This is a genomic window from Rickettsia rhipicephali str. 3-7-female6-CWPP, assembly GCF_000284075.1.
GTDB lineage: Bacteria > Pseudomonadota > Alphaproteobacteria > Rickettsiales > Rickettsiaceae > Rickettsia > Rickettsia rickettsii.
This window is the reverse complement of sequence record NC_017042.1, coordinates 421,021-433,202: the sequence shown is the minus strand read 5'-3', so window position 1 is coordinate 433,202 and position 12,182 is coordinate 421,021. Positions and strand designations below refer to the sequence as shown.

Genomic DNA, 12,182 nt, shown 5'->3' with positions numbered 1-12,182 from the left:
TGTATAACCTCCTTCTAAAGGTAATTTGTATGTCAATCCGGTACTCGCATCCTCACGTACTAAGTGTACGCTGCGGTGCTGCGTTCCGTGTTTCTTTCAAATTCCTCTTTATAAGATAGGTTATACAACAAGTCTATTTAATTTTTTATAGCTGCCCCTATTATTGCATCTCTAAAATAAATTATTCCAAGTTGATTTAAAGGATTTTTCATGTCAATTTTATCTTTTTCTTCTTCAGGAATTTTCATCATAGTATTACTGAGTATAGCAAAATAAAGATTATCAGGCAAAACATATCCTGCTTCACTTTGTATTCCAAGGGCTTTTCCCGTATAATGAATCATTAAACGCTTAGAATCAAGATCAGTAAGAAAAATACCGTAACCCATATAAGACTTACGCCCTTCTATATTTTTTGCTAAAAAATATTTAGTAGTCATAAGTTTATACGACTTCTTAGAAAGAATTTTCTCCTCATTTAATGCCCTATACCATCTAATAAGATCAACCGGTGTTGATATTATACCACCGTCAGCACAAGGAACTGCTAAAAAATCAGCAGTTACAGGAGTAAATATAGGTTTATTACTATTATTAGGCGTTAAAAAATATCTTACCGGATAATTAGAACTAATAACGTTTTTTTGGATTCTAGCGGCTTCACTATATGAAGCAAAACTAGTAGATTTCATATTAAGCGGTTTAAAAAATTCATCATAAAAAAAGTTAGCTAAATCTTTTTTAGCCACCTTTTCTATAATCATACCGAGTATAACAAAATTAGTATTACTATATTTAAATTTTTTCCCTATAGATATTTCTAAAGGCTTAGAAGAAACAAATTGTAATATTTTCTTGTAAATCTCTTTCTTAGGCATATTTAAATCAAGTTTAACAAAACTAAAATATTCAGCAATACCGCTACTATGCGTTAATAAATTATGGATAGATATTTTATATGCCCAATCCGGCACTTTTCTACCCCACATTTCCGGATCAAGATATTTATAAATTTTATCGTTAATATTTAATAATGCCTGTTCTTGTAATTTTAAGATTCCCGCTGCTGTAAAAGGCTTTGTAGCAGAAACAATAGGCATCATTTCATTTGCTTTTAATTGCTCACCGTTTAAAGCAAAAATTCCTTTAGCACCGGTTAATAAAGGTTTATAATCATCGGCAAACATAAAAACGGCATTTAAAAATCTATTACTTATATATTCTTTTTCTGCTTCATTGATTCTTTGCTGTATATCTGCAAAACAATCAATACAATTATTAATAAAAAAAAGCAACAATAAAAAATATCTACGAATCATAACTTCAACACTCCACAAACTTATCAATAGACGTCTTACATAACGTAGCTAATAAAGAGAAATTTGAAGGAGACACGGAATGCAGAACCACAGCGTACATTTGACATGAGGATTTGAGTACCGGATCGACGTACAAATTACCTTTAGAAGCAAGTTATGTAAGACGTCTAGTAAAATAAAACGGTAATTTTGCTTCTAACTTAATCTCTTTACCAAAAATTTTTTCAGATAAACATATATTATTAGCATGCAAGAACATATATTTACTATACGGCATTATTTCTTTATTACCATATTTATCATCTCCAAGTATCGGACAACCTAATAATCTAGCATGCAACCTTAATTGATGCATTCTACCTGTAACTGGCGTAAATTCAATTAAAAATAAGTTATTATCAAGTGATTTAAGTACTTTATAATAAGTAATGGCAAGTTTACCATTTTCACTATCAATATCAGTAATTTTAGGTGTACTTCCTTTACTCTTGTCTATATTACTTCTAACTTCGCCTACATTTTTAATTGGCTTCCCATAGGTTACAGCAAAATATGTTTTTACAACCAATTTTTCTTTAAAAGCATCATGAAGTTTTACACTACTTAAATAATTTTTGGCTATTAAGAGCAAACCACTTGTTTCTTTATCTAATCTATGTACTAGCTTAAAATCAGCACCTTTATAATTCAAATATTTTAATGCAGAGTCAATAGATAAATTTATTTTACTGCCGCCTTGAGTAGCAAGACCTGCAAGTTTATTTATAGCTATTAAATTATCATCTGCATATATCAAATAATCGGTAGTAATTTTCTTCGCTAGCTTAATTTCAGCGTCGGTAAAAACTAATTTTTCAGGTTGCTTAACAGGTAAATTAAACTTATCGTTAATAAAAATTTTATCGCCGCCCTTTACTCTTAAACTCGCTTCTGTTTTCTGAGAATTAACGGTAATTTGTTTTTGACGTAATGCTTTCTCTATTACTCCTTGAGTCAATAAGGGATATAGACGTTTTAAATATTTATCTAATCTAGAAGAAATAGGAGTATTGACATCGATGATCATATTTTTAATAAATTAGGAACTTTTTATTAAAAAACAGCACCAAATTATTATAGATAAAAGGATTACAGCAAAAAGCTGATGTATAGAGGCAATTATTATAGGTACAGAGCATAAAAGAGTAATTATTCCGGTAGATACCTGCATCAATAATGCAATCATTAGAAAATACGCTATCTTATTTAATTTCGAATGTTCTATTTTTAACAAGCAGATTATCAAAACTACAACAACCAAAAATACGCTATAGCCGCCTAAACGATGTATGAATTGTATAAAAACCGGATCATACCAATTTTTAAGATCAAAGAAATTATCTTTTATCTCCATCGGGATAAAGCTATCATCCATTAGCGGAAAACTATTATATATCAGCCCTGCATCAAGCCCTGCAACTAAAGCACCTAAAAAAATTTGCGCATATACTACAGTAATAGCAATACCGGAAAATATTAATGGTAATTTTAAATCTGTTTGTGACGGGATTAACAAAAGATCACAACGATTTTTTATTAGTTGATAAAAAAGTATGTGATAAATAATTACGGCGATAAGTAAATGAAAAGCAAGTCGAAAATGACTAACATACGGACTATTCAACAAGCCGCTTTTAACCATATACCACCCCATAAAGCCTTGTACGCAAAATAACCACAAAGCAATTATATAAGGTAGCATGTCACGATTTTTTATAACATCTTTAAAATAAAAATATATTAAAGGTACAATATATATTAAAGCTGTAATTCTACCGAGTAATCGATGTATAAACTCTAACAAATAAATAAACTTAAACTGTGATAAAGTAATTCCGTAATTAACGGAGTTATATTCAGGAAAAGCTTTATATTTAGCAAATTCCACTTGCCAGCTTTCAAAACTAAAAGGCGGCAAAATACCGGTGACCGGACGCCACTCAACTATAGATAAACCAGAACCGGTAAGCCTTGTTATCCCCCCTATAACAATCGTCGCTATGATCATTATACAACTTATACACAACCATTTTGTAATTAAACTTTTCTGCACTTTTATTTTAAGTCTATGTTTTTTATCGCGTCATTACAGCATTGCTATGTCATCCCCGCGTAGGCCTTGTTGCGTGGATAGATGTATCATTTATCATCCCGCGACTTGATCGCGGGATCCAGCTAAAAATACTAATAATATTAGTATTTTTATTATTTTTATGGACCCCGTGGTCAAGCCACGGGGTGACATTAAGGATTACTGGATTCCTGCTTTCGCAGGAATGACATATTATAGCCCTCAAATCAAAACTCTGCATTCTTTTCCATATCTTCGACGGTATTAGAAGGACGTTTCTTATTTGATGTTTTATTACGATATCTACGTTTTGTCTTTTTTGGAGCAGCTTGTGCTTCTTCTAAGACAGCATTACTTTCTACAACTTTCACCTCTTCCACAACGCTTACGGTTTGCTCTACCGATTCTTTTGCCTCTAAACTCTTATCTTTTACTTCATTAGCAATATTATTACTATTATTATCTGTTTTCCATTTATGTTTATTTTTGCGTAACTGTTCTTTTTTCAGCTCTTCTTCAGTATAATCGGCACTATGATTCTGAATTACCGGCTTAACAGAATTAACATTATTGTTATTTTTCTTCAACAGCTTCACTTTTTCAATCGAATAACTATCTGATGTAGCATTAGGATCGGAATAAAAATTAAGCTTTATATTATATTTTTCTTCAATAAATTTTATCTCAGCACGTTTATTATTAAGTAGATAAATCACTGAAACGATATTGGTAAAAACATTTATTACATCAATTCTTTCTTCAAAAATTTCATTCTCTATAGTACGTAAAATTAACATAGCATTAGCGTCACTCGCTCTAATGACTCCTTTACCGTTACAATGAGAACAAATTGCCGAATTAGTTTCTAAGAAAGAAGAACGTAATCTCTGCCTTGAGAATTCAAGTAGTCCAAACTGACTAATATTACCGGTTTGTATACGAGCACGATCACGACTTAAAAACTCTTTAAAGGATCGTTCAATAATTTTACGATTCTTAGCTTCGCTCATGTCTATAAAATCAACCACTATCAAACCTGATAGATCTCTAAGCTTTACTTGCTTTGCTACTTCTTTGGCTGCTTCTAAATTAGTTTTTAGTGCCGTTTCTTCAATATTTTGTTCAGAAGTTGATTTACCGGAATTTACATCAATTGAAATAAGAGCTTCCGTAGGATTAATAACGATATATCCTCCTGAAGGTAACGTCACTACAGGCTGATATAATTTAACTAATTGCTCTTCTACTTGAAACTTAGTAAATATAGGAGTTTTACTTTTATGCTCTTTCAGCTTCGCAAGCTCTGAAGGTAATAAATCCTGCATAAATTTTGAAGCATCTTCATAACCCTCTTGTCCTTGAATTACCACCTCTTTAACATTGTGATCGCACATATCACGTATGGTTTTACGTATTATACTATCTTCCTCATGAATAAAACATGGAGCCGGAAATTTAATAGTACTTTTACGAATTTTATTCCATAACCTTGCTAAATAATTATAGTCTTTCTTTAAATCTAAGGTGCTACTTCCTCTACCTGCGGTTCTAACAATGACGCTATAAGCATTTTTGTCACCGCTTACTATTTTATTTAAAATATCTTTCAGTCTTTTCCTTTCTTCCCCGTTGGATATTTTACGCGATATACCGTTTTGCGAACCTTTATTAGGCATTAAAACACAATATTTACCAGCCAAGGATATATAAGTAGTAAAAGCGGCACACTTATTGCCTCGTTCTTCCTTAGTAACCTGCGCTAATAATATTTGGTTTTTTCTTATTACTTCTTGAACTTTATATTGTTTATATTGCGGAATATTTGACTCAGGGGTACCGCTTTGAATAATTTCAATATCATCAGCCGCTTCTAAATTAAGTTCTGACTGGAATTTACTCTCTACTAAATCTTCTATGGTTTTTAGGTCAATTTCTTCACTATCAACCAAAGAATCATATATAGCAGCCGGTTTCTCTTTATCATCCTCAACCGTAATATTTGCAAGAGCTATTTCAGGAAAAGCATTAACCGGAAAATTTCTCTCCAAGGTAGGCAAATTGTAATAGTTAGGATGGATTTCACTAAACGGTAAAAAACCGCTTTTATCCATTCCGTACTCTATAAAAACAGCTTGTAGCGACGGTTCTATTCTTGTAACTTTTGCTAAATAAATGTTACCTTTATTTTGTTGTCTTACGGTTGTTTGAAATTCAATATCTTCTATATTGTTGCTTTGTCCTAATAAAACTACTCTTGTTTCACTTGGAAAATTAGCATCAATTATAATCTTTTTATTCATTTATCTTCTCACTAACTTGAAGAACAAATAATTAATATAATGCTTGTATCTTAAGAAAAATCATTGTTTATCTTGTATTAATTTATTTAAATAAATAATTTATCTATGAGTAAAGAGCAAAAATGAAATTCTAGATAAACTTCAAATAATACCTCTTTAAAATACTAAAAAATATATTATTATTTTTCTTACATTAAAATATTTTCATATTATTTAATCCATTAATTTTTTTAAAATTCAACAATAATTATATACAAATTATAAATAAGGCTACCATACTTGATTAAAAGCTGATAATCTAATAACTATCCATATATACTTAAATCATGGAATTACGAATCTCTTTAATTTTTAAGATAATAATCTTAATCATTATAATTATGAGTTATATACCATGTATTTATGTTTAGCAAACACTTAATTTATGACTTTAAAAAACGATTACAAAACTATTTTTTTCTCACTTTTGGGAATATTTATTTTTTCCTGTATCAATGCTATAAATTTTTATAATTTTAAAATCTTTTTACTGATAAATAAAAATCTAGGCGGAGAACAAATAAATCATATAAGTCAAACTAAATTTATAGGTTCGATAATCGCAGGCTTTGCCTTAACACAGTTAATTAATAAGTTAAGTAATCAAAAAATTATTTTAATTAGCTTATCTTTATTAATTATTTGTACAATAAACCTAATTTTATTAAATAATTATACTCTAATTAAAATTAATTTTATTGTAATTAATTTTGGAACATTTTCATATTTCACTTCTATAACATTAGACATTATTGAAAGTAGCAAAGAAAAGAAATATTTTTTTTTAGCTTGTATAATGTTGTTATGGGCGGGTGGAAACTTAATGGTAGATTTATTAAATCCATTTATAAAACCGACAAATAATACTATAGTAATTTGTGCATTGTTATATTGTATCAATATACTAACCGAATTTCTGCATTATAATCCTACATCTCATAAATTAAATTTAAATTCCAAATTTTCATCCTTAATAAAAAATGTCGAATTACAATTATTGACAGGCTTCGTAGTTGCTTATGTCACCTTGGATATATTATGGTATTATGAAGCTTTTGCATTAAAGAAAGAATTAGCATTAATTAATTTAAGACTTATACTAAAATATATTTTTCTAGCAATATGTTTTTCTATAATTCCTATATGCTATATATTAAGCAAAGTAAATAAATATTTGGCTAATTTATCACTAACTATAATTCTGCTCGTCTGCTTTATTTTACTACCGCTTCATGGAACTAATAAAAACCTTAATATATTATATATAATACTAATCGGTAGTTGTTTAGGATCCATTTATATTTGCAATATTTTAATACTAATTGATAAATTTAGGGATTACGAACTTAGAACAGCTTTATTTTCGTATTTTTCAATGTGCAGCATCGGTATATATGCCGGAGCTTTATCATCTCATGTACCTTACGGCACTATTAACGGCAGTGATTTCTTATTTTCCGTTTTTGCCGTAGTCGGTAGTTTTGTAGCTTATCATTTTTGGTATTTTATTAAGTATACATTATATAGATTTTAATAAGACTTCTTGCATACTTCTAAGGGTAATTTGTACGTCGATCTGGTACTCGAATCCTCACGTTACTTGCGTGTACGCTGCGGTTCTGCGTTCCGTGTCTCCTTCAAATTTCTCCTTATTAACAAGTTATGCAAGAAATCTTATACTAACATAGACGAAGATCAACTTCAAAAAGAGCAAGGAATCCACAAGGTGAGGAGCGGCGCGTATACTTAATACGTGAGTATCACAACTCTTGTAGGATGACGCAGCCAATTTTTGAAGTGCATCGAGTATATGTGTAATATTCTGTAACATAATATAACTTGTATAATTTGGTATTAAATATTAATGTTTAAATATATTTTTACAATGTCTAAAATGCAGCAAAGTACATTATTAAAACCGGTTAGTTGTTACGGGATCGGGGTTCACTCAGGAAAACGTACCCAGTTAACTATAGAACCCGCTAAAGAAAATACCGGAATTATATTCATTAGAACCGATATATCTTCTGAAAATAATTATATTGAAGCTAGCTATTTCAATGTTTCCGATACCTTGTTATCTACCACTATCAGTAATGATCATAAAGTTCAAATTTCAACAATTGAACATTTAATGGCAGCACTTTGGGGATGCAGCATTGATAATGCACTTATTAAAATTGACGGTCCTGAAGTACCAATTATGGACGGCAGTAGTAAACCTTTTGTGTTTATGATTGAGTGTGCAGGAAAAAAATTACAAAATGCTCCTAAAAAATATCTAAAAATTTTAAAAGATATAAAAGTAGTTCATAAAAATTGTGAATTATATTGTACTCCTTCCGATCACATGACTGTAGATTTAACCATTGATTTTAGTAGTAAAGCTATAGGTAGACAAAATCTAAGTTTTAGGAATCAAGAATCTTTTACTAAAAATATTGCGGATGCTAGAACTTTTGGCTTTATAAGAGATGTTGATTATTTGAAAAGCAAAGGACTTGCCCAAGGTGCCTCATTTGAGAATGCTATAGGAATAGATGAGCAGGATAAAATCTTAAACCCAAACGGCTTACGTTATGAAGATGAATTTGTTCGCCATAAACTATTAGATTTATTCGGTGATTTATATACCAGCGGCACTAGCATTGTAAGTGCAATTAAAGGCTACAAAAGCAGCCATGCTCTTAATAATGAACTATTGCATAGAATATTTAGCGATACTACCTCTTACAAATTTGTAACTAGCAGTGAGTTATAATAATCATTTCATATTGTTAAACTTCGCTTTCTTTTTTGCATCCTTTTTAAATTTTCACTTTTTGTCCTTTTGATTTCAGCATTATTAACTTTATCTTTATCCATAGCTTTAGTTAAAGGACTATATCCTTCGGCTTTACTAGGATTTTCATAAAATGGATTTATTACATTTTTAATATCTTTAACATAGCTCTCTTTTCTATTATCCATTGTTATTTTATTTTCTCTAAAAAATTCTTCTAAACCGTTTCTTTTTATTTCAGAATTAAAACTGCCTCTTATTTCTCGAAATTTTTGTATTTTTTGGTCTTTATTCATACTCCAATAATTCTTATCCGTTATTAATTTTTTTAAAGCTAATGTTTGCAATACTTGATTCTTAGTATAATTCTCTAATTGTTCTAAATTTTCATATATAGGAGTATCTTGTTTTTTATATTCTTCATTTATATTTAATTTAAATATTGCTTTTATTTCTATTTTTTCCTTTTCAGTAAGACCGTCGATAATTAATGATGCGGTTGTAATTACACCGTAACCCGTAGCTTTTAATATATCAAGCACATTACCGCTAGCACCTTTAATAATAGAGGCGGCCAAATTTGCGGCTCCACCTAAATTATTTCCAAATATTCGTCCTGTACTTTTCAATTTATTTACATTTAACTCATACTTATCTTGAGTAGCATCCTTACCTGCCGTTTGCGGCGTATATAATTCATTTTTCAAAATATCTTTTAAGCTCGGTTCTAATGATAATATATAATCTTGCTGACTTTTAGCATTTCTGTTATGTACTAATAAATTATTCTCTTTATGAAGTTTACGCAAATCATGCACTTTCAAAGTCTCATTTACAGCTTGAATTCCTACGCTAACTCCTGAAACAACACCTACAACTATAATTATCGGTGATATAGGAGTAAAAAGTCCAGAAACTGCAATTGCTATAGAAGCTATGGAAACTGCATAACTTAAACTATTGCTAAATAATATTTTACCGATTTTACTTTGTCTAAAACTAGTCCAATAAGATTTGGACTTATTAAATATTTTTCTAACCCTTGATTTTTTTGAATCAGACATTTATTTTTCTCTCCAAAGAACAAATATTTTTATAAATTTTTCTTTTATTTAATTAACTTCTCTTACAACTTAAATTATAGTATAAATTCTAATAAAAAAACAAAATAAATGTCTGGAAAAGAATTAAATAAAATTGTTGCAGCCATCTTATTTGCTAGTTTAATTGCTATGATGGTTGGATTTGTTGCAAATATATTATACAAGCCCACTCTAGAGTTACAACATCGCGGCTACAGCGTTGCGGTTCAAGAATCATCAGAAAATCAAAATACTACCGCACTAGAGCAAGCACCGGTAAATATACCAGAATTAATGAAGACTGCTAACGCCGATAACGGTCGTGAAATAGCCAAGAAATGTTTAATGTGTCATTCTCTTGATAAAGACGGTCCAAATAAACTAGGACCGCATCTTTGGGATGTAGCAGGCAGACCAAAAGCAAGCATAGCAGACTATAAATATTCCCCTGCTCTATCAAAACTTGGCGGCGTATGGGATGATGATAGTTTATTTGTTTTCTTACATAAACCAAGTAGCTATGCACTAGGAACTAAAATGTCCTTTGCCGGTATCTCAAAACCACAAGACATAGCTGACGTAATATTATTTTTAAAAACTTATGTTCATGATAAATAATTATCTCACCGAAATATGGTTAATAATCGGCATAATTTGCATAGTTGTTGAATTCTTTGCAGTTCCAAGTATTGGATTCTTATTCTTTGGGCTTGGAGCGTTATCAAACACTCTTGTGGTATATAACTACCCTCTAGTTAGCTTAACAAATCAAATAACATTTTTTGGTATATTATCGCTTATTTGGTTTTGCATATTATATTATCCTCTTAAAAAATATGTTTATAATAAAACTGATAAAACAAAAAATTACTCGGATATGATAGGCAAAACGGTAGAGGTTTATAGTTCTACAGTTTCTTCTGATACTATAGGACAAGTAAGATGGTCCGGTGCTATTATGAATGCTTACCTTGTTCCAAATGAAATCGATGCAAAAACAGGCGACCGACTTTTTATTATCGAAGTTAAAGGAAATGTACTAATTTGTTCTAGAGAAAAACCTAATAATAATTCTTAGCAAAATATTTCTAAATGACATTGCCCGCGTAAATACAAGTCCTCATTGCAAGTAGGTATTGTTGCGTGGATCATTTTATGTCATTCCCACGAAAGCGGGAATGACACTAAATGCATTTTCCGGTCCAACGGCGGGCAGCCTCTCTAAATATTCTCTTTAAACCAATCAAAAGCTTTTTTAAAGAAGCTACTATTTGCATCAAGTCTAATATGAGCAAATTCTTTTTGCTGTTTTAGAGCATGAATTTTTAGCATTCCTATAGTTGCTGAATACATGGCCGGATTATAGTCTTCTATAAAACCGGCAATAATCTCCGGTTTACCGATTCTACTCTGTTTTTCAAAAATTTTATTTGAAAGCTCTTTAAGTCCTCTAAGCTGAGACCCGCCGCCGGTAATTACAACTCTAAAAACTTCAACCTGCCCTTTTGTTGCTTTATCATATTCGGCTTTTACCATTGATAATATTTCTTCGGCTCTTGCTCTTATTACCTCAGCTAATTTATAAATTGTTACGGAAGTATTTAAAGTATGATGAGTATCAACCTGAAAATCCTCCATATTTATAATACTATCTTTCTCAAATAAAGATATCATTGCATTACCGTATAAAATTTTTAATTTCTCTGCCGTAACAAGATCAATACCAAAGACTTTAGCAATATCCGAGCTAATATGAAAACTACCTATATTTACATGTCCCGTATATATTAATTTACCGGCAAAAAAAATGCCGAAAGAGGTAGTTTTATCCCCCATGTCGATGATAAGCGAACCTAGATTTTTTTCATCATTCGTAAGACAGCTAATAGCAGAAGCATAAATTGCTAGAGTAATATTTGTGACTTCAACATGACATTTAGCGAAGCATTGTACAATATTTGATAACATATTTGAACTAGCAGCAATAATATGTAATTCACAACTAAGTTCTCTACCGTACATACCTATAGGATTCTCGACTGAATTATTATCAAGGGTAAATTCAAGAGGAAAATAATGAATAATTTCTTGGTTTTTAACTTTAAATTCAAGTAATGCTTTCTGTAGTAACTTTTTAATATCCTGCTGCGTTACGGTTTGCCCGTTAACTTTAATGGTATAATTAATATAATAAGATTTAGTGTCGGCACCTGATAACGATAATATAATTTTTTTTATATTTTTACCGCAATCTTTTTCAAGTGCGTAAATTGCCGAAACAATGCTAGTTTCAGCATTTTTTAAATCTGATATAACCCCTGATTTAATACCTTTAGAATGATGCAAATTTTGGCTAGCTACTTTAATTTCACCTTTTTTACTAATATAGGCAGCAATTACGGCAATCTTACTACTACCGAAATCAAGTGTAACAAAATTTGATATTTTCTCTTTCATTTTTTTATGCTTGTTATTCCAAAAACGTCATTGCGCGAAGAATTACAAAGTAATACGACGAAGCAATCTCAGGATGCTTAGACAAGAGTGCCA

Annotated in this window: 10 protein-coding genes and 2 pseudogenes; 5 read left to right on the top strand and 7 right to left on the bottom strand. The window is 30.4% G+C overall.

Annotated elements, in window-relative coordinates:
• Positions 1–3: 3 nt before the first annotated feature.
• Positions 4–137: pseudogene (locus MCC_RS11610) on the bottom strand (palindromic element RPE1 domain-containing protein); the annotation flags it as partial.
• A complete protein-coding gene (locus MCC_RS02345) occupies positions 138–1,319 on the bottom strand; it encodes a serine hydrolase domain-containing protein (protein WP_014408364.1) in 1,182 nt (393 codons plus the stop codon).
• A 26-nt stretch (positions 1,320–1,345) separates the two neighbouring features.
• On the opposite strand from MCC_RS02345, the pseudogene MCC_RS09385 reads away from it, so the two are divergent.
• Positions 1,346–1,492, top strand: a pseudogene (locus MCC_RS09385) (palindromic element RPE1 domain-containing protein); the annotation flags it as partial.
• Here the strand turns inward: MCC_RS09385 and MCC_RS02340 are convergent.
• The 3 genes from MCC_RS02340 to MCC_RS02330 all read right to left on the bottom strand — a co-directional run bounded on the left by MCC_RS02340 (position 1,474) and on the right by MCC_RS02330 (position 5,729).
• Positions 1,474–2,385: an RluA family pseudouridine synthase gene (locus MCC_RS02340; RefSeq protein ID WP_014408363.1), complete on the bottom strand. Its 912-nt coding sequence runs from the start codon at positions 2,383–2,385 to the stop codon at positions 1,474–1,476. The pseudogene MCC_RS09385 and the gene MCC_RS02340 sit on opposite strands and share 19 nt — an antisense overlap.
• A 12-nt stretch (positions 2,386–2,397) precedes the next feature.
• Positions 2,398–3,411, bottom strand: coding sequence for a COX15/CtaA family protein (locus tag MCC_RS02335; protein WP_014408362.1), 1,014 nt, complete (start codon positions 3,409–3,411; stop codon positions 2,398–2,400).
• Positions 3,412–3,656: 245 nt separating this feature from the next.
• Positions 3,657–5,729, bottom strand: coding sequence for an Rne/Rng family ribonuclease (locus MCC_RS02330; protein ID WP_014408361.1), 2,073 nt, complete (start codon positions 5,727–5,729; stop codon positions 3,657–3,659).
• 424 nt (positions 5,730–6,153) lie between these two features.
• Between MCC_RS02330 and MCC_RS02325 the strand changes: the two genes are divergently transcribed.
• Positions 6,154–7,302: a hypothetical protein gene (locus MCC_RS02325; RefSeq protein WP_014408360.1), complete on the top strand. Its 1,149-nt coding sequence runs from the start codon at positions 6,154–6,156 to the stop codon at positions 7,300–7,302.
• A 360-nt stretch (positions 7,303–7,662) separates the two neighbouring features.
• Positions 7,663–8,529, top strand: a complete 867-nt coding sequence (gene lpxC / locus MCC_RS02320) for a UDP-3-O-acyl-N-acetylglucosamine deacetylase (protein WP_014408359.1) — start codon at positions 7,663–7,665, stop codon at positions 8,527–8,529.
• A gap of 8 nt (positions 8,530–8,537) precedes the next feature.
• Here the strand turns inward: lpxC and MCC_RS02315 are convergent, their stop codons facing one another.
• The gene (locus MCC_RS02315; protein WP_014408358.1) at positions 8,538–9,614 is read right to left on the bottom strand and encodes a hypothetical protein; all 1,077 of its coding nucleotides are present in this window, start codon (positions 9,612–9,614) and stop codon (positions 8,538–8,540) included.
• A gap of 108 nt (positions 9,615–9,722) precedes the next feature.
• Between MCC_RS02315 and MCC_RS02310 the strand changes: the two genes are divergently transcribed.
• Both MCC_RS02310 and MCC_RS02305 read left to right on the top strand, forming a co-directional pair.
• A complete protein-coding gene (locus MCC_RS02310; protein ID WP_012152577.1) occupies positions 9,723–10,250 on the top strand; it encodes a c-type cytochrome in 528 nt (175 codons plus the stop codon).
• The gene (locus tag MCC_RS02305) at positions 10,234–10,710 is read left to right on the top strand and encodes an NfeD family protein (protein ID WP_012152576.1); all 477 of its coding nucleotides are present in this window, start codon (positions 10,234–10,236) and stop codon (positions 10,708–10,710) included. The genes MCC_RS02310 and MCC_RS02305 overlap by 17 nt, the downstream gene beginning before the upstream one ends.
• Before the next feature lie 143 nt (positions 10,711–10,853).
• Here the strand turns inward: MCC_RS02305 and ftsA are convergent, their stop codons facing one another.
• Positions 10,854–12,089 (bottom strand): cell division protein FtsA, encoded by a 1,236-nt coding sequence (gene ftsA, locus MCC_RS02300; RefSeq protein ID WP_014408357.1) that lies wholly within the window; start codon positions 12,087–12,089, stop codon positions 10,854–10,856.
• Positions 12,090–12,182: the final 93 nt, after the last annotated feature.